Source organism: Brachybacterium sp. AOP43-C2-M15 (genome assembly GCF_052446295.1).
Lineage (GTDB): Bacteria > Actinomycetota > Actinomycetes > Actinomycetales > Dermabacteraceae > Brachybacterium.
On record NZ_JBQSWB010000012.1, the window covers coordinates 116,850 to 133,060 of the forward strand.

Here is a 16,211-nt window from a genome sequence, read left to right on the forward strand (position 1 = left end):
GCGACCCATTATCAACAAGGAGTGACGTTGTGGCGCGGTCAAGGTGTCGCACGTCACTGAATGCTCGGTGCCCTCGATGTTCTATAGGCTCCGGAACGCAGTCGTCGGCCATCAGCCCCCTCGACGCAGGAGGAGCGCAGCAGCTCCGTCGGCCGACGCCCGCGCACATCAGTCCCCACGAGATCCGGGCGCGCAGGCGCCCGGGAACGGCGGTCACTCATGAGCATCGATCATCTGCTGGCTCCCGGCGCCCGCCTGGAGAAGGTCGCGAGCGGATTCACCTGGGTCGAGGGCCCGGCCTGGATCGCGGCCCGCGGCGTGCTCCGCTTCAGCGACATCCACACCAACCGAGTCCTCGAGTACTCGGAGTCTGACGCCATCACGGTGGAGGTCAGCTCCGACGCGGAGTACACCAACGGCCGCACCACCGGCCGCGACGGCGCGGTGATCGAGTGCTCGCACGGTCGGCGTGCGGTGCAGGTCGATCGGGGCGCCTCCGAGCCGGGCGCCCCCTACGCGCCGGAGGTCCTGGTGGACCGCTTCGGCGAGGTGCGGCTGAACTCCCCGAACGACGTGGTCGAGAAGTCCGACGGGACGATCTGGTTCACCGATCCCTCCTACGGCATCAAGCGCCCTGAGGAGGGGCATGCCGGGGAGGAGGAGTACGGGGACCGGTACGTGTTCCGCTTCGATCCGGTGAGCGGCTCCCTGCGCCCCGTGGTCATCGACGTCGAGGCGCCCAACGGTCTGGCCTTCTCCCCGGACGAGTCGATCCTGTACGTCTCGGACTCCTCGCTCTCCCCGGCCGACCGCGCGCAGGAGGACCCCGACCCGGAGAAACCCGGCCCGGAGAACCCCGACCCGGAGAACCCCGCCCGGCCCCGCGGGCACTCGATCCACGCCTACGACGTGGTCGAGGGCCGGCACGCCAAGAACGGGCGCCCGCTGGTGGAGGTGAGCCCGGGCCTGCCCGACGGGTTCCGCGTGGATGCGGAGGGGAACCTGTGGTCCTCCTCCCTCAGCGGCATCCAGGTCTTCACCCCCGGCGGGGAGAAGCTCGGCGAGATCCCGGTGCCGGAGAAGGTCGCCAACTGCTGCTTCGGCGGCGCGGACGGCACCACGCTGTACGTCTGCGCGTCCACGAGCATCTACCGGATCCGCACTCGTGCCCGGGCCGCAGTTCGCCCGTGACGACGTCCACGGTCAGTCCGGCCCGCAGCTGACCCGTCCGGTCGATGGTGTCCGGGCACGCTGAGTCCGCCGCAGACAGGTCCCGGACGAGCTCCACGCGCGGGACGCGGCGAGGAGGTCGATCGGGCGATCGGCCGTGGGCGTCAGCGTCCGGTGCGGCGCACGGCGACGTGCACCGCGGGCTCCGCCTCCTGGCCGACCACGACGACGAACGCCACGGCACGGTGGGTGCCGCTCGCGATGCGGTCACCCTTCTTCTGCACGCCCTCACCGAGCTGAGCGGCCGCGATCTCCATGTCGTCCCGGTAGGCACGGGACTCGATACCGCTGGAGAAGTTCGCATCGACCCAGGTGTCGACCTGCTCCGCGGTGCCGGTGAAGGTGACGATCTTGTTCCATGCCTCGTCGCCGGCCGCCGGGCCATCGGCGACCTCGGTCTCGAGGTCCGGGCTCTCGAACCCTGCTTCGGCGAGGATCTGGTCGGCGTCCATCGGGTTCTCCTCTGGGGTGCGGGGGCCGCAGGACGTCGCGAGCAGGCCTGCTGCGGTGACGGAGGCGGCGAGGTGCAGGAAGCGTCGGCGGCTCACGGGACGGTGCCTTCGGAGCGCTGGGGAGAGGAGTCGCCCACGAGGTTGTACTCCTGGGCGATGCCGCCGTCCCAGTTGTACCGGTCCCGGAAGTTGACCTGGGTGTCGACCTCGTAGCGCCACTCCGGGTGGTCCGCGTCCGGCGGATAGGCGGTGACGGTGCCCGTCAGGTTGTAGTTGAAGCTCCCCGAGGCGTAGAACCAGTCGCCGTTCGCCGTGTGGCCATCCCACGCGGTGCTCAGCGGGTAGGTGACGGGACCGGTCGCTCCATCGGCGGGAGGGGTCCAGGCCGGCGGCTCCGGGGCATCGGCGTCAGTGCCGGGGACACCGTCACCGAGGCCGGTGTCGCCGGGAGCGGTGGCATCGGGCCCGGGAGTGGAGTACTGGGCGTTCGGGTTGTCCGCGTCCGGGTCGTAGTCCTCATCGCCCTCACGGCGCGGAGTGTTCTCTCGCCCCTCGCCGCGCCTGCCGCTGCGCTCATCGCCCCTGGTGTCCCAGAAGCCCAGCGAGGCCGACGCGACGGGGCCCGCCGGTGCCGCCATGCCTCCCGCAGGAGCTCCCGTCGGGGTGGCCGGCATGCTGGACACCGCCGTTCCGATCGCCGCCGAGGACGCGGCATCCTGCTGCTCCGCCTCCTCGACGAGGGTCGAGGAGCGGGCTCGGAGAGCGACGAGCGCCGTGTGCGCCGTGCCTCGCACGTCGGCGGTGTAAGCGGCGCGGAATGATTCCGCGTCCGAGCCCTGCCAGTTCTGCTCCACGAGAACGATCCCGTCGAGCGCATCGAAGAGCTCGGTAATCCTTCCGGCGGCAGTCGTGACGGACGAGCCGAGATCGCGCAGCTGGTCGGTCTGCGCTCCCCGGAAGGCGCCCATGGCACTCCTCGCTCGTCGATCGGCGTGTACTGGGACAACCGTAGAACAGTCCTGGGCGGCGGAGCCATGGGGAGCTCTCCCCGTGGTCAGGTCCGGGAGAGAGGGCGAGAGGCCCCCACAGGGATCGAGGTCGCGCGGGGCGACGGATCCGGGGTCCGCTGCCGCGTGTCGCCGTCGCCGTGAGTCCTGCCCACCCCGGCAGGCCGTGCGTCGCACTCGTTACCCTGGCCGAGGGCCCGCGACGGGCCCGAGCACTGCGCGTGCTCGACCACCCGAAGCGAGGGAGCAGACGGACATGCACGATGCGCGGAATCAAGGATCGTCGGCGGCAGTGGGGGCCTTCACCCAGATCATGGGGTCGCGGCACGTGCTCACCTCGCAGCGCGCCACCGCCCCGTACACCACGGGCGACCGCTTCGGCGCCGGAGAGGTCCTCGCGGTGCTGCGGCCCGGCTCCCTGGTGGACATGTGGCGGGCTCTGCAGGTGTGCGTGGACCATGACCTGATCGTCATCACCCAGGGCGCGAACACCGGGCTCACCGGCGGCTCCGGCCCCGGAGACCAGGACTACGACCGCGACATCGTCATCCTCTCCACGCTGCGGATCGACGGTATCCACCTCGTCAACGACGCCCGCGAGGCGATCTGCCTGGCCGGCGCCACCCTCTTCTCGCTCGAGGAGAAGCTCGCCGCCCACGGCCGCGAGCCCCACTCGGTGATCGGCTCGACCTCGATCGGCGCGACCGTCGTCGGCGGTATCGCGAACAACTCCGGCGGCAGCCAGATCCGCAAGGGCCCCGCCTACACCGAGCAGGCGATCTTCGCGCGGGTCGACGAGCAGGGGCAGGTCCAGCTCGTGAACCACCTGGGCATCGACCTCGGCTCCGACCCCACGCACGTCCTGGACCGCCTGCAGCGGGGCGAGTGGGAGGCCGCCGACGTCACCCCGCCGCCCCCGGACTCGACCGGCACCGACTACGCCGACCACGTGCGCCAGATGGCCGACACCCCGGCCCGCTTCAACGCGGACCCGACCTTCCTCCACGAGGCCTCCGGCAACGCCGGCAAGCTCATGGTGTTCGCCGTGCGCACCCGCACCTTCCCGCTCGAGAAGGACAAGGCCACGTTCTACATCGGCACCGACCGCCCCGCCGACCTCGAGGCGCTGCGCCGCGCCTTCCTCGCCGCGGACGGCCCGCTGCCGATCTCCGGGGAGTACATGAGCTCCCACGCCTTCGACCTGGCCGTGACGTACGGGAAGGACACGTACGTCTCCCTCAAGCACGCGGGCTCGGCCACGCTGGTGCGCATGTTCGCCCTCAAGGGCTGGGCGAACGGCGTGTTCGCGAAGCTGCCCGGCGTCGGTCCGTCGGTCGCCGACGCGATCTCGCAGAAGCTGTTCGCACTGGTGCCGGAGAAGCTGCCGAAGCGCCTGGTCGAGTACCGCGACCGCTTCGACCACCATCTGCTGGTGGTGGTCAGCGGCAGCGAGCGCGCGGCGACCGAACAGCTGCTGACCGAGTTCTTCGCCGGCCCGGAGCACGAGGGCGGGTTCTTCGAGTGCGACGCCGACGAGGCCAAGAGCGCCACCCTGATCCGCTTCGGGGTGGCGAGCGCCGCGAGCCGCTACTTCGTCATGCACCGGGCGGAGGCTTCCGCCATGGTCACCTTCGACGTGGCCCTGCGCCGCGACGACGAGGACTGGCTGGAGGTGCTGCCGGAGGAGATCGCCGATCAACTGCTCGAGAGCGTCTACTTCGGGCACTTCTTCTGCCACGTCCTGCACCAGGATCACGTGGCGAAGAAGGGCGTGGACCCCGTCGCTCTGAAGAAGGCGATGACGGCCCTGCTCGAGAGCCGCGGCGCCGCCGTGCCCGCCGAGCACAACTACGGGCGGCTCTACCCCGCGCCCGAGGCGATGGTCGAGCACTTCCGGGAGCTGGATCCGCTGAACATGTTCAACGCCGGGGTGGGGGAGACGTCGGCGAAGAAGGGGTGGGCCTGAGGGGCCTTATCCGTGGGGGATCTCCTTCATCAGAGCGGAGCACGGCGGACAGATCGTCAGAGACGCCGTATCCCGGCGGGGAACGAAGTAGACCCCGCAGATCGCCCGAGCTGCGCGGCCTTCGACGGTCTGCTCGGCGAGGTTGCGCGCATGCGCGTAGTGCGCGTTTCCGCCAGGTTCTGATGTTCCCACTTCGTGGCGGGAGGTCAGGTCGCGCAGCTCCGCGAGCCGCGCCGAGAGCGCGCCGATCTCCAGGAGGGTGGAGTAGAGCCCGCCACCAACGTCCCACTCCTGTTCAGGCGGGTTGATGGTCGCAAGCAGCTGGGTCGTGAGGGGCCAGACCAATCTCGAGGCCTTCCACCTGTCGGAGAAGGTGAGCTCGACGACGACGTCCTCGTAGTGGTCGTCTGGCTCGTCGTTGATCGTCACCGTCAGCTCGACGGACGCGAAGATGTCATCCTCGGCGGCGTCAGGCAATGGTGACCCGATTGTGAATGCTGTGATGCCGCCCCGCTGCACCGAGTCGACGGCCTTCGTGATCAGCGCTTGGTTCCGCAATTGCCAGGAGGAGATGAGCGCGTGGGTCCGTTCCTTCTTCAGGAGCTCGCGGTCCTGTCTGCCCGGTAGCAGATCAGTGACCCGGCCCGACTCCTCGATGCGCCGCAGCCGCTGGTAGAAGTCGTCCCGGTCCTTGTGATCCCCCTTGGCGAGACCTGCGGTGACGACCCAGCAGGCGACGTCGTCGATCCACACGCCGGCGCGCCACTGTCCCTGTTTGATCTCGAGCAGCGTCTCACTGCGCACCGAGGAGATGGCTCCGACGAAGGAGTCCTGCGACGGGTCGTCACCAAACGATTCCGCGGCTTTCCGGAGGATTGGGTGCGGCAACGCGCTGAGTGGTTGAGCCGCGGTGATCTCTCCCGCTTCGAGGGCTCGGCGCGTGAAGGCGTCGCCCCACTCATCCGCGAGCTCTTCCCTGAGCACGCGGAGGGTCGGACGGGCTCGGCGGGACATGACGTCATCATGCCGCAGGGCACGGACACGCCGACGATCCTTCAGAGAAGGTCTGCGATCTCCTCGATCGCATCGGAGCGATCGCGGTCCTGGGACGCGAAGCGCTCAGCGAGTTCTCGGCGCTCGGCGTCTCGCGCAGCGACGAAACGCATCAGATCGCTAACGAGGATACGGCGGTCACGGCCGACCCGATGGAACGCGACGGTGCCGTTGTCCAGGAGCTTGTAGAGGTGGGTACGGCTCATGCCGAGACGCTTTGCCGCTTCAGTCGGGGTGAGTGCTTGCTGTGGATCGACGGCGACGACGTCGTCGCCGTCTCGCAAGCTCGCGGCGAGTGAGTTCAGCACGTCACGGAGCTCGGTGGGCACGACATTCGCGAGCTGCTCGAGCTGGTCGATCTGGGACATGGGCAGAGGGGTGCTGCTGATGGTCTTCATAGGGCTCTCTCCTCAGATGTCACACATGCAACACCTGTCACAGGTGACATTAGTGCTTCCCGGCTCCGGCTGACAAGTGAAAGGCGGACGAAGGTCAGGCGCCTCACTCGTCCGACCGCGAGAACCGGTTCGTCATGCGATTGCTCGCCGTGAACAGCACTGAGGACAGCAGCGCGTCCGTCGCCTCCCGGATCTGCTCCGCGACCTCGGTGTTCGCCGCGGCCAGCAGCGCCGGGACGTCCTCGTCGGAGCCGGCTGCGGCGACTTCCTGGTCGGCCGCGTGCACGGCGGCGTGGCCGAGCGCGAGAGTCTTCAGCTGGTAGCGCTCGATCTCGGGGATGATCGCGTCGAAGTGTGGATCGGCCAGTGCCGCGATGAGCCGCGAGGCCCAGTAGAAGCTGTCGGTGCTGACCTGCTCGCCGGTGGTCGCCAGATAGGCGGGAGCCTCCTCGACGTTCGTGAACATCGGGATCAGCGTGGTGAACGGGTTCGAGGCGTAGGCGACCCACTGCAGCGCCCGGTGGGACTCGGGCAGGTCCGGGCGGATCTGCAGGATCGCGAGGGCGTTGTGGCGGTTGATGCCGATGGGGCGGAAGGCGCGGCGCTCCGCCTCGGTGCCGCGCGGCGAGTACGGGTCGTACACGGTGCCCTGGTAGTGGGAGCTGAGCACGTCCTTGACGTCCTCGACGGTGAGCAGGCGCTCGGGCCGTCGGCTCCAGGCCAGGTCGTCGGAGTCGGGGCTCGCACCGGGCAGCCCTGCGTCCCAGTCCTCGGCGTGGGGGCTGAGGATGCGCTGCATGGACCAGGCGCGGGGCGTGTTGTAGACGTGGTCGTGCTGGGTGTGGGATCCGAAGGCCTCGCGGGGGTTGAACACCGACGGGCTCGCGTCGGCGTCGCGCAGCGTGAGGTCCAGGTGGTGCTCGCGCAGGAAGGCGCGCAGGTCCGGGCTCGCGAGATGGTCGCGGCCGGGCCCCTCGGCGTCGGCGAGGTCGAAGGAGTCGATGCCCAGCTGGTTCGGCATCGTCACGTAGTGGTCCTCGGGCACGCGCCGCGCGATCCAGTGGTGCCCGCCCACGGTCTCCAGCCACCAGATGTCGCTCTCGTCGCTGAAGGCGATCCCGTTCATCTCGTAGGTGCCGTGCTCGGCGAGCAGCGCCCCGAGCCGCTGCACGCCCTCGCGGGCAGAGCGGATGTAGGGCAGGACCAGGGTCAGGAAGTCCTCCTCGCCGAAGCCGCCGGGCTGCTCCGCACTCGGCTCGACCAGCGGGTCCGCGCCCAGCACCCGGGGATTGGAGGTGAGGGTCTCCGTGGCGCTCATCGCGACGTTCGCCGCGTTGATTCCGGCGTTGCCCCAGATGCCCTCGTGCGGCAGGGCGTTGGGGACCGAGGTGTAGCGCAGCGGATCCTCGGGCAGCTCGATCGTGCGCCCGCCGATCACCGAGGTGTAGGTGCGCGGCTGGTCCTCGGGAGCCACCACCACGACGCGCTTGGGGTCGAAGCCCGTGCCCCCGGAGTCCTCGGTGCGGGCGACGAGCGGGGAGCCGTCGGCGCTGGCACGGCGGCCGACGAGGAGGGTGGTGCAGGGCATGGGGAGTGTTCCTTCGGCGGGCGGATGCGATGGAGTATCCACGGTAGACCTCGGCCGCCTCGGGTCGATGCCGACGAGCATGGCGCGGAGCTGATCGCACCGCCCACCCGCACCCCGTTCCGGACCCTCACCGCGAGGATCCAGGGGCCCGCGGGATGGCAGGTGACGTTCTTGCAGGAGCTCGAGACGCTCGAGGAGCGCTCGGCGCGGGAGGGGTTCGCGGCCGACGAGCAGCGGCCCGGTGAGCCGGGGCTGCGTGTCGTCACCGGCTGCTCGGCGACGCGCTGGGCGGCGGCGACGAGCTCGTGGACGTCGGTGTCGGCGATAGCCTGGCCGCCACCGGTGCTGCGAAGGAGCGACCATGGCGACCGCCCACGGACCGAACATCGTGCTGATGTACGCGGACGACCTCGGCTGGGGCGATTTGGGCTGCTTCGGCGCCGACGACATCCCCACCCCGCACCTGGACTCCCTGTGCCGGGACGGGGTGAAGCTCAGCCGGTGGTACTCGAACTCCCCGGTCTGCTCCCCGTCCCGCGCCGCGCTGCTGACCGGGAAGCATCCCGCTCACGCGGGGGTGGAGACGATCCTCGGCGGCTCCCGGCGCACCCCGGGACTGCCCCCGCAGCCCACTCTCGCCTCCCGCCTGCACGAGCGCGGCTACCGCACGGGCCTGTTCGGCAAGTGGCACCTGGGTGCGGCCGAGGAGTACGCGCCCACCCGCTATGGCTTCGAGGAGGTGTTCGGGTTCCGCGCCGGGTGCGTGGACTACTACTCCCACATCTTCTACTGGGGCGGGCACGATCCCGTCCACGACCTGTGGGACGGCGAGCAGGAGGTGTGGCGCAACGGCGAGTACCTCACCACCGCGATCGGGGAGCGCGCGAGCGAGTTCATCACCCGCCACGCGGGCCGGGATCCGTTCTTCTGCTACGTCCCGTTCAACGCCCCGCACTACCCGATGCACGCCCCCGCCGAGCACATGGAGCGGGTCGCGCACCTCCCGCCCGGCCGGCGCGGGACCGCCGCGATGATCGCGGCGATGGACGACGCGGTCGGGGAGATCCTCGCCGCGCTCGACGAGGCCGGGGCGCGCGAGGACACGATCGTGCTGTTCTCCTCCGACAACGGTCCGTCCCGGGAGAGCCGCAACTGGCTGGGCGGCGAGGAGATCTCCTACGACGGCGGTTCCGCGGGCGGGCTGCGCGGCGCGAAGGGCAGCGTGTTCGAGGGCGGGATCCGCGTGCCCGGCATCATCTCCTGGCCCGCGCAGCTGCCCGTCGGGGCGGAGAGGGACCAGGTGGGGCTCATGATGGACGTGCTGCCCACCCTTCTGCACGCGGCCGACGGGGTGGCACCCGACCTCGCCGACGTCGACGGGATCTCCCTGCTGGACGTGCTGCGCGACCCCGGGGCGGAGATGCCCGATCGGGCCGTGGCCTGGGCCTACGACGGACAGGTCGCCGTGCGCCGTGGCCGGTTCAAGCTCGTCGCGGACGCGCGGGAGGGGATGGATCCGCCGGCCGTGGTGGAGCGGGCGCTGTACGACCTCGAGGCGGATCCTGGAGAGCAGGTCGACATCTCCGCGCGCGAGGCCGAGGTGGCGCGGGCGCTGGGGGAGGAGCTGGCGGGGTGCCGGGAGCAGGCAGCGCGGTGGGGGACGGACCGGCACGCAGCGCATCGCTGAGCGCGGCGACGACCTGCCCGGAAGAGCGGACGCCGCGTGCCGGCCGCTCAGCCCACGACCACTCGCGGCCCGAGCTCCCGCACGGCCGCGGCGTCCTCGCCGGGCAGCGCCTCCTCGGTGACATCGCATCGAACTCGTCGAGCCGGGCCATGCGGTACGTCGCGAAGTGCCCGAACTTCCCGGAGTCGGCGAGGAGCACCGAGTCGGTGGCGGCGGCCCACGCAGATCAGGTCCACGCTCGGGTGGTCGAGGGAGGCGCCGGCGGTGCCGAGGTCGTAGGTGACCACGGTGAGCTCGCGCCGCTCCTGCAGCAGCGGGCGCATCGCCTGCACGGTGGTGCCCGCGTCGAGGTCGAGGGTCATCGAGTCGGTGAGACTCGCCGCGGCGGCCCCTGCCCTCGCCAGGAGCTCAGGCGGAACCGGTCGCAGCCCGAGCCGGTGCGTGCGAGTCGTCGGGCGACGGCAGCCGGGTGGGGGAGCGAGGTGTTCCTGGGCTGATCTGTCCCTGGCTGGGCACGCCGGAGCGATCCAGGATGAAAGAGCTCATCGCCCGCAGCGTGGATGCCGAGCATCCACCGCAGGGCGCACGTTCCCTGATCCGAGGAGACATCCATGACCACCTGGTTCATCACCGGCGCCGCCCGCGGCTTCGGGCTGGAGATCGCCCGTCAAGCACTGGAGCGCGGCGACCACGTCGTGGCGACCGCCCGCACCCCCGAGATCGTGCAGGACGCACTTCCCGGGCACGGAGACCGTCTGCTGACAGTCGCCCTCGACGTCACCGACGAGGAGCAGGCTCGTACGGCGGTGTCCTCTGCGGTGAACGCGTTCGGTTCCCTCGATGTGCTGGTCAACAATGCCGGACGTGGTCTGCTGGCCGCGGTGGAGGAGTCCTCCGATGCGGAGGTCCGCTCGATCTACGACATCAACGTCTTCGGCCTGCTGAACGTCACGCGCGCGGTGCTGCCGGTCATGCGGGCCCAGCGCTCGGGCAGGATCCTCAACGTGAGCTCTCTGGGCGGGTTCAGCAGCTCGGCGGGCTTCGGGATCTACTGCTCCACCAAGTTCGCCGTCGAGGGGATCTCCGAAGCACTCCACGACGAGCTGGCGGACCTGGGCATCGCGGTGACCGTCGTCGAGCCGGGCTACTTCCGCACCGACTTCCTCGATGACCGCAGCCTGCGCACCGAGGGCACCGTGATCGATGACTACGCGAGCACCGCCGGAGCCGTCCGCGAGGCGGTCCCTGGACTGAATCACACCCAGCCCGGTGATCCGGTCAAGGGCGCTGCCGCGTTCCTGACCCTGGCTGACGCGGAGAACCCGCCGCTGCGCGCTCAGCTGGGCAGCGACTGCCTGGAGGAGCTCGAGGCCAAGATCGCTCGGCTGCGCACGGAGTCGGCGGCCTGGCGGGACCTGGCCGTCTCCACCGACCACGACGACGTCCTCGCGCCGCGGTCCCGGGACGAGGGGCGGTGAACACCGCAGTGACCCTCCCGCCCCGGGACCTGCCGGTCCTGGCCTTCCCGGTCCCGGTCAGCCGAGCATCGCCTCCGCTTCGACCTCGACCAGGACGTCGGGCTCGAAGAGGTAGTCCACGCCGATGACCGAGACCGGTGGCAGCGGGCGCGGGATGTCGAGCTCCTCGGTGACGCTCTCGATCCCCGCCATGAACTCCGTGTACTTCTCCGGCGTCCACCCGGTGACGAAGAACCGAAGGCGCACCACGTCGGAGAACGACGCTCCTGCCCCCGCCAATCCCCGTGCGCTGTTCCGCAGGGCGTGGGCGAGCTGCCCGGCGAGATCCCCGGGCGCGAGGGGAGTGCCATTCCCGTCACGGGCGATCTGGCCTGCGACGTGCACATGTCGAGTGCCGGTCGACACCGAGACATGGTGGTAGGGGACGGGTTGGAACATGCCGTCGGGGGTGGAGAGGTGGACGGTCATCGGCGATTCCTTTCGCAGCCTGGTGGTCACCGATGTATACCTGGTACATGAAGAGCACCTCAACGAGACCAGGTGACATGGACGAAACCACCCCCGCCCGGATCGAGTACTCGCAGATCGCCACGGAGCACCGAGAGCTGCTGGACCAGGTGCTCGACAAGTGGTCCCTGCTGGTGCTCGACACGCTGTGCGAGAGCCCGCGGCGGTTCAACGAGCTGAGGCGGGCCATCCCGACCGTCACTCAGAAGTCCCTGACCGTCACGCTGCGACGGCTGGAGCGCAACGGCATGGTCGATCGCGTCGTCATCAGCACCCGCCCCGTCGCCGTCGAGTACCGGATCAGTGACCTGGGCGCCACGCTCCAGGACCTCATCGACGCCCTGTTCGGCTGGGCGACGGAGCACATGCCCCGGGTGGACCGGGCGCGCGAGGCGTTCGACGGCGCCGCCGGCGACCGGTAGCGCGCAGGCGCGGAGGTCCGCCGGTTCCGCCCGGATCCGCGGGCCTGTCACCGCGGCGCTCACGACCTCCGGTCGCGACGAGCGTAGGTGCGGGCCTTCATCCTGTTCCCGCAGGTGGCCATCGAGCACCACTTGGCCGTGCCCGGCCGGCTGTGATCGAGGAGGAAGAGGTTGCACTCGGTGTTGGCGCACGCGCGGAGCCGCCCGGGCAGCTCGTCGAGCACTCGTGACCATGCCAGCACCACGCGGGCGGCGAGCCGTCGGTCGTCAGGGGCGTCGAGCTGCCATTGGATGCCCTCGTCGGTCGCGGCCGGCGTCAGCGCCACTCCGCTCAGGCTCGGCGCGAGGGCTTCCGCGGCGTCGGCCTCCGCACGGAGGAGGGCGTGCAGGGCGTCACGTGCGCCCTGCAGATGTGAACGTTCGGCCGCCGTGCCGAGCCCGCCGAACCGGCCGATCAGCTCGCTGCCCGTCGGATCCTCGAGCTGATCGGTGCGCACGCCCTTGTCCACGGGCGCGCTGTTGAGCACCGCCATCAGCAGGTCCTCGTCCTCGATCACCGCAGTCCTCCGTCACGTCGCGAGCTCTGGTCCTCATGCTTCATGCCGCCATGCTAACGTCAAGCTAACCAGTTAAATACCGTTTAGGAGTGAGCAATGGCCCTCGTCCATCACCGCACCGTCACCCTCGACGGGGTGGAGGTCTTCTACCGTGAGGCGGGGCCGCAGGGGGCCCCGGTGCTTCTGCTGCTGCACGGATATCCCACCAGCTCGCACATGTTCCGGCACCTGATCCCGGCCCTTGCCGACCAGTACCGCGTGATCGCCCCCGATCACATCGGGTTCGGCCGCTCCTCGGCTCCCTCCGTCGACGACTTCGAGTACACCTTCGACGCCCTGGCCGACGTCACCTCGGCGTTCCTCGACGCGATCGGGATCAGCAGGTACACGGTGTACGTCCAGGACTACGGGGCCCCGATCGCGTGGCGGCTGGCCCTGGCGCACCCGGAATCCGTCGAGGGAGTGATCTCGCAGAACGGCAACGCCTACGAGGAGGGTTTCGTCCCCGGGTTCTGGGAGCCGATCTGGGCCTACGCCTCCGCCCCGACACCGGCCAATGAAGAGGCCCTGCGCCCTGCCCTCGAGCGCGAGGCCGTCCAGTGGCAGTACACCCACGGCGTGCCCGATGCGACCACCGTCGCCCCCGAGGCCTGGGAGCACGACATCGCCCTGCTCGCCCGGCCGGGCGTCGATCGCGCCCAGCTGGCCCTGTTCGCCGACTACTCCAGCAACCTCCCCCTGTACCCGCGGGTCCACCAGTGGCTGCGAGATTCCCGCGTGCCCGTGCTGGCCGTGTGGGGGAAGAACGACGAGATCTTCGACGTCGCCGGCGCCACCGCGTTCCGCCGCGACGCACCGCAGGCGCGGATCGAGCTCCTCGACGGTGGGCACTTCCTCCTGGAGTCCCACCTGGACGAGGTCGTGGGGATCATCCGGGACTGGCGCGCGGCCGTATGACCTCACGAGCGGCGGAGACCACGAAGAGGCCCGAGGGGACTGAGATGCCGGTCGAGTCGTCGCAGCGTCAGGCCCTCCGCTGGCAGCGAGCGGAGAACGCACTGATCGCCGCCGGCATCGTCGTGGCGATGATCGCCTCGGGGCAGCCGTGGTGGCTGCTGCCGGCCGCGTTCCTGGTCTTCGACCTCTCCGCGCTGGGCTACCTGGCGGGCCAGCGGATCGGGGCCGTCAGCTACAACCTGGTGCACAACTACACCGCCCCCGCCGCCCTGGTGACCGGCTGGGCGGGTCTGCGGCTCGCCGACATCGATGCCGAGTGGTCGGTGCTGCTGGCCGCCTGCTGGGGCTTCCACGTCGCCCTCGACCGCGCCCTGGGCTACGGGCTGAAGCTCGGCCCGTTCACCCACACCCACCTCGGTGTCATCGGCAAGGAACGAGGCGCCGAGACGGAGCACGCCGGCGGCGAGGGCCCGACTCGGCGCTGAGCCCTCCGCGGCCGATCACGCTGACGGTGCCGTCGATCCCGTTCCCGGGCCCGGACCCAGCGGGTGCACGGAGGGCCGTGCGCTGTCCTCGGGGATGCTCGCAGCGAGGAGCAGCAGTGCGTGGGCCGAGGCGGAGCCGGGCTCAGTGTCGTAGACCATGAGGGTCTGGTCGGGATCATCGCCGGGGGTCAGCGCCTGGTAGCTGACCGTGAGGTCTCCGACCAGGGGGTGGTGGTACCGCTTGGTGCCGGTGCTGCGCTGGTGCACGCGATGCCTCGCCCACAGCCGCCCGAACTCAAGGGACCGGATCGACAGGTCGCCCACGAGCTGACCGAGCTCGCGGTCGTCGGGGTGGTCACCGGCGTCCATGCGAAGCATCGCCACGGTGTCAGCGGCGACCTCGTCCCAGTCGGTGTAGAGCTCACGGGCATGCGGGTCCAGGAACACGAAGCGGGCCTGGTTCCGCTCGAGGGTCGGCATGGTCTCGAAGTCCGCGATCAGCAGGGCGGCGAGCCGGTTCTGCCCGATGATGTCGAGTCGTCGTCCCAGCACGAACGCGGGCTGGGAGGCCGCCTCGAGCGTGTCGAGCAGTGCACGGGTGGCCGGGTGCAGCTGCTGCGGTGTGCGACCGCGGCGACGTCGGGCCGGAGCGGGTCTGGCGATGGTGTGCAGATGCGCACGCTCGGTGTCATCGAGCTGCAGGGCCTCGGCGATGGCGTCGAGGACCTGCGTGGAGGCGCTCTTGCTGCGACCCTGCTCCAGCCGGGTGTAGTAGTCGACGCTCACCCCCGCGAGCATCGCCAGCTCCTCGCGTCGCAGGCCGTCGACCCGCCGGTGTCCGGTGCCGATGACGCCGGCGCGAGCAGGGGTGATCCGTGCACGCGCGGCGCGCAGGAACTCCGCCAGCCGTGGTTCCAGGTGCTCGGGGTGAGGGGGCATGCCTGCATTCTTCCCACTCTCCGGAGCGGTGGCCAGGTCACGTGGGGTGCCCAGATCGTCCCTGGAAGAGGTGGGCCTTCTGGACGGGGCCGCATATCGCGACGGTGGTCGTGTCGCAGCCCTGCGACACCTCAGCACCTTCGAGAGGAGCACTCATGTCTGTCTGGATGATCACCGGTGCCGCACGCGGCCTCGGGCTCGAGATCGCCCGCGCCGCCCTGGCCGGAGGAGAGCAGGTCGCCGTGGGCGCACGCCGGCCCGAGAGCCTGCCCGAGGACGTGCGCGCCCACCGCCACGCGCTGCCTGTGCGCCTCGACGTGACCGATCAGGCGCTGGTGGACGCGGCCGTCGCCGAGGTCACTGGCCGGTTCGGGACCATCGACGTGCTGGTCAACAACGCCGGCCGGGGCCTGCTCGGCGCACTGGAGGAGATCAGCGACGCGGAGGCCCGTTCGCTGTTCGACGTCAACGTCTTCGGCCTGATCAACACCACCCGCGCCGTGCTGCCGATCATGCGGGCCGCAGGGGCCGGCACGCTGGTCCACATCGGCTCTCGCTCCGGTTTCGAGGGCGAGCCGGGGGTGAGCATGTATTCCGCCTCCAAGTTCGCCGTCGCCGGTATCAGCGAAGCGCTGGCCGCCGAGCTCGAGCCGTTCGGCATCGAGAGCATGGTCGTCGAACCCGGCGTGCTGCGCACCGACTTCCTGGACGCCTCCTCCGTGCAGCGCCCCGGGCGTCTTCTCGACGACTACGACGGCACCCCGGCTCACGACACCCTCGACTGGGCTGAGGAGGCCAACCACACCCAGCTGGGCGACCCCGTCAAGGCGGCCGCGTTCATCTACCGGGTCGCTTCCGGCCGCACGCTTCCGCTGCACCTGCCCGTCGGGCAGGACGCCCTGGATCGCCGGGCGGCGATCACCGAGCGCATCGACCGCGAGTCCGCTGCGCTGCGCGAGGCCTCAGCAGCCACTGCGCACAGCGAGAGCGAGTAGTCGGGCGGGTCGGCATCACACCGGCGTCACCGTCCCTCGAGGTGGACGCTGGGCGGTCGGTGACGCGTTGCGCCCACAGGGTGGTCGTGGTCGGAGCGCAGCCGCGCATCGCACAGCCGGTTCGAGTGCGGCGCGGACTCGCGCGGCTCAGTTCCGGTTCAGCCCGGAGGTCCGCGACATGATTGCGTCCCCGTAGTGCGCCTCCGAGGCGTCGACGTCCGCCTTCGGGGTATCGGGGCCGAGCATGCGCTGGATGCTGAAGCGGAAGGATGCTGCGCGGGTGGGGTGGTGGGCCAGGAGGCTCCGCAGGCCCTCACTCCGAGCAGGTGCCGAGCTGCAACGGAAGCGAAATACGATGGCCCCAGGTCCTAGTAAGTCAAACCTCAAAGCATCTCTTCGCGCAAGCCTTCTTCGTCACCCCGATCGGTATTAGTATCTCCGGCAGAATCATTTGGCTCGTCAGGAGCATGCCCCCGAGGAAAGGATATGT

At 70.2% G+C, this 16,211-nt stretch carries 17 protein-coding genes; 8 read left to right on the forward strand and 9 right to left on the reverse strand.

Translation table 11 applies throughout. The annotated features are described in order from the left end of the window. Window positions 1-219: 219 nt before the first annotated feature. Window positions 220-1,191: an SMP-30/gluconolactonase/LRE family protein gene (locus tag ACT3SP_RS14225; RefSeq protein ID WP_444587961.1), complete on the forward strand. Its 972-nt coding sequence runs from the start codon at window positions 220-222 to the stop codon at window positions 1,189-1,191. Between the two features lie 143 nt (window positions 1,192-1,334). Here ACT3SP_RS14225 and ACT3SP_RS14230 read toward each other — a convergent pair whose 3' ends face one another. Next, a complete protein-coding gene (locus ACT3SP_RS14230; protein ID WP_444587962.1) occupies window positions 1,335-1,778 on the reverse strand; it encodes a hypothetical protein in 444 nt (147 codons plus the stop codon). Beyond that, a complete protein-coding gene (locus ACT3SP_RS14235; RefSeq protein ID WP_444587963.1) occupies window positions 1,775-2,650 on the reverse strand; it encodes a hypothetical protein in 876 nt (291 codons plus the stop codon). The genes ACT3SP_RS14230 and ACT3SP_RS14235 overlap by 4 nt, the downstream gene beginning before the upstream one ends. 295 nt (window positions 2,651-2,945) lie before the next feature. Here ACT3SP_RS14235 and dld point away from each other — a divergent pair, with 295 nt between their 5' ends. Beyond that, window positions 2,946-4,655: a D-lactate dehydrogenase gene (gene dld, locus ACT3SP_RS14240; RefSeq protein WP_444587964.1), complete on the forward strand. Its 1,710-nt coding sequence runs from the start codon at window positions 2,946-2,948 to the stop codon at window positions 4,653-4,655. Window positions 4,656-4,661: 6 nt separating this feature from the next. On the opposite strand, the gene ACT3SP_RS14245 is transcribed toward dld, so the two are convergent. The 3 genes from ACT3SP_RS14245 to ACT3SP_RS14255 all read right to left on the reverse strand — a co-directional run bounded on the left by ACT3SP_RS14245 (window position 4,662) and on the right by ACT3SP_RS14255 (window position 7,694). After that, window positions 4,662-5,669 carry a DUF3039 domain-containing protein gene (locus ACT3SP_RS14245; protein WP_444587965.1) on the reverse strand — a complete coding sequence of 336 codons (1,008 nt, stop codon included), beginning with the start codon at window positions 5,667-5,669 and terminating at the stop codon, window positions 4,662-4,664. A 41-nt stretch (window positions 5,670-5,710) separates the two neighbouring features. Then, window positions 5,711-6,106 carry a helix-turn-helix domain-containing protein gene (locus ACT3SP_RS14250; RefSeq protein ID WP_444587966.1) on the reverse strand — a complete coding sequence of 132 codons (396 nt, stop codon included), beginning with the start codon at window positions 6,104-6,106 and terminating at the stop codon, window positions 5,711-5,713. 103 nt (window positions 6,107-6,209) lie between these two features. Further along, complete coding sequence (locus ACT3SP_RS14255) at window positions 6,210-7,694, reverse strand: C69 family dipeptidase (RefSeq protein ID WP_444587967.1); 1,485 nt, start codon at window positions 7,692-7,694, stop codon at window positions 6,210-6,212. Between the two features lie 361 nt (window positions 7,695-8,055). Between ACT3SP_RS14255 and ACT3SP_RS14260 the strand changes: the two genes are divergently transcribed. Then, window positions 8,056-9,381 (forward strand): sulfatase-like hydrolase/transferase, encoded by a 1,326-nt coding sequence (locus ACT3SP_RS14260; RefSeq protein WP_444587968.1) that lies wholly within the window; start codon window positions 8,056-8,058, stop codon window positions 9,379-9,381. Between the two features lie 47 nt (window positions 9,382-9,428). Here the strand turns inward: ACT3SP_RS14260 and ACT3SP_RS14265 are convergent, their stop codons facing one another. Beyond that, the gene (locus tag ACT3SP_RS14265) at window positions 9,429-9,908 is read right to left on the reverse strand and encodes a hypothetical protein (protein ID WP_444587978.1); all 480 of its coding nucleotides are present in this window, start codon (window positions 9,906-9,908) and stop codon (window positions 9,429-9,431) included. Between the two features lie 84 nt (window positions 9,909-9,992). On the opposite strand from ACT3SP_RS14265, the gene ACT3SP_RS14270 reads away from it, so the two are divergent. Next, on the forward strand, window positions 9,993-10,859 hold the full coding sequence (locus ACT3SP_RS14270) for an oxidoreductase (protein WP_444587969.1): 867 nt from the start codon (window positions 9,993-9,995) through the stop codon (window positions 10,857-10,859). Between the two features lie 57 nt (window positions 10,860-10,916). On the opposite strand, the gene ACT3SP_RS14275 is transcribed toward ACT3SP_RS14270, so the two are convergent. Further along, window positions 10,917-11,327, reverse strand: a complete 411-nt coding sequence (locus tag ACT3SP_RS14275) for a Rid family hydrolase (protein WP_444587970.1) — start codon at window positions 11,325-11,327, stop codon at window positions 10,917-10,919. Between the two features lie 77 nt (window positions 11,328-11,404). Between ACT3SP_RS14275 and ACT3SP_RS14280 the strand changes: the two genes are divergently transcribed. Then, window positions 11,405-11,788, forward strand: a complete 384-nt coding sequence (locus ACT3SP_RS14280; RefSeq protein ID WP_444587971.1) for a winged helix-turn-helix transcriptional regulator — start codon at window positions 11,405-11,407, stop codon at window positions 11,786-11,788. Window positions 11,789-11,847: 59 nt separating this feature from the next. On the opposite strand, the gene ACT3SP_RS14285 is transcribed toward ACT3SP_RS14280, so the two are convergent. Continuing rightward, complete coding sequence (locus tag ACT3SP_RS14285) at window positions 11,848-12,345, reverse strand: CGNR zinc finger domain-containing protein (protein ID WP_444587972.1); 498 nt, start codon at window positions 12,343-12,345, stop codon at window positions 11,848-11,850. A gap of 96 nt (window positions 12,346-12,441) precedes the next feature. Here ACT3SP_RS14285 and ACT3SP_RS14290 point away from each other — a divergent pair, with 96 nt between their 5' ends. Together ACT3SP_RS14290 and ACT3SP_RS14295 are read left to right on the forward strand one after the other, a co-directional pair. Beyond that, a complete protein-coding gene (locus ACT3SP_RS14290; RefSeq protein WP_444587973.1) occupies window positions 12,442-13,302 on the forward strand; it encodes an alpha/beta fold hydrolase in 861 nt (286 codons plus the stop codon). A 44-nt stretch (window positions 13,303-13,346) separates the two neighbouring features. Continuing rightward, window positions 13,347-13,787, forward strand: a complete 441-nt coding sequence (locus ACT3SP_RS14295) for a DUF4260 domain-containing protein (RefSeq protein ID WP_444587974.1) — start codon at window positions 13,347-13,349, stop codon at window positions 13,785-13,787. A 15-nt stretch (window positions 13,788-13,802) separates the two neighbouring features. Here ACT3SP_RS14295 and ACT3SP_RS14300 read toward each other — a convergent pair whose 3' ends face one another. Next, complete coding sequence (locus tag ACT3SP_RS14300) at window positions 13,803-14,726, reverse strand: helix-turn-helix transcriptional regulator (protein ID WP_444587975.1); 924 nt, start codon at window positions 14,724-14,726, stop codon at window positions 13,803-13,805. A gap of 155 nt (window positions 14,727-14,881) precedes the next feature. Here ACT3SP_RS14300 and ACT3SP_RS14305 point away from each other — a divergent pair, with 155 nt between their 5' ends. Then, window positions 14,882-15,721: an SDR family oxidoreductase gene (locus ACT3SP_RS14305; protein WP_444587976.1), complete on the forward strand. Its 840-nt coding sequence runs from the start codon at window positions 14,882-14,884 to the stop codon at window positions 15,719-15,721. The last annotated feature ends 490 nt before the right edge of the window (window positions 15,722-16,211 follow it).

Coding starts and splice junctions, on each gene's coding strand:
- ACT3SP_RS14225 (WP_444587961.1), top strand. CDS start 220: ATGAGCATCGATCATCTGCTGGCTCCCGGCGCCCGCCTGGAGAAGGTC.
- ACT3SP_RS14235 (WP_444587963.1), bottom strand. CDS start 2,650: ATGGGCGCCTTCCGGGGAGCGCAGACCGACCAGCTGCGCGATCTCGGC.
- dld (WP_444587964.1), top strand. CDS start 2,946: ATGCACGATGCGCGGAATCAAGGATCGTCGGCGGCAGTGGGGGCCTTC.
- ACT3SP_RS14245 (WP_444587965.1), bottom strand. CDS start 5,669: ATGTCCCGCCGAGCCCGTCCGACCCTCCGCGTGCTCAGGGAAGAGCTC.
- ACT3SP_RS14250 (WP_444587966.1), bottom strand. CDS start 6,106: ATGAAGACCATCAGCAGCACCCCTCTGCCCATGTCCCAGATCGACCAG.
- ACT3SP_RS14255 (WP_444587967.1), bottom strand. CDS start 7,694: ATGCCCTGCACCACCCTCCTCGTCGGCCGCCGTGCCAGCGCCGACGGC.
- ACT3SP_RS14260 (WP_444587968.1), top strand. CDS start 8,056: ATGGCGACCGCCCACGGACCGAACATCGTGCTGATGTACGCGGACGAC.
- ACT3SP_RS14270 (WP_444587969.1), top strand. CDS start 9,993: ATGACCACCTGGTTCATCACCGGCGCCGCCCGCGGCTTCGGGCTGGAG.
- ACT3SP_RS14275 (WP_444587970.1), bottom strand. CDS start 11,327: ATGACCGTCCACCTCTCCACCCCCGACGGCATGTTCCAACCCGTCCCC.
- ACT3SP_RS14280 (WP_444587971.1), top strand. CDS start 11,405: ATGGACGAAACCACCCCCGCCCGGATCGAGTACTCGCAGATCGCCACG.
- ACT3SP_RS14290 (WP_444587973.1), top strand. CDS start 12,442: ATGGCCCTCGTCCATCACCGCACCGTCACCCTCGACGGGGTGGAGGTC.
- ACT3SP_RS14295 (WP_444587974.1), top strand. CDS start 13,347: ATGCCGGTCGAGTCGTCGCAGCGTCAGGCCCTCCGCTGGCAGCGAGCG.
- ACT3SP_RS14300 (WP_444587975.1), bottom strand. CDS start 14,726: ATGCCCCCTCACCCCGAGCACCTGGAACCACGGCTGGCGGAGTTCCTG.
- ACT3SP_RS14305 (WP_444587976.1), top strand. CDS start 14,882: ATGTCTGTCTGGATGATCACCGGTGCCGCACGCGGCCTCGGGCTCGAG.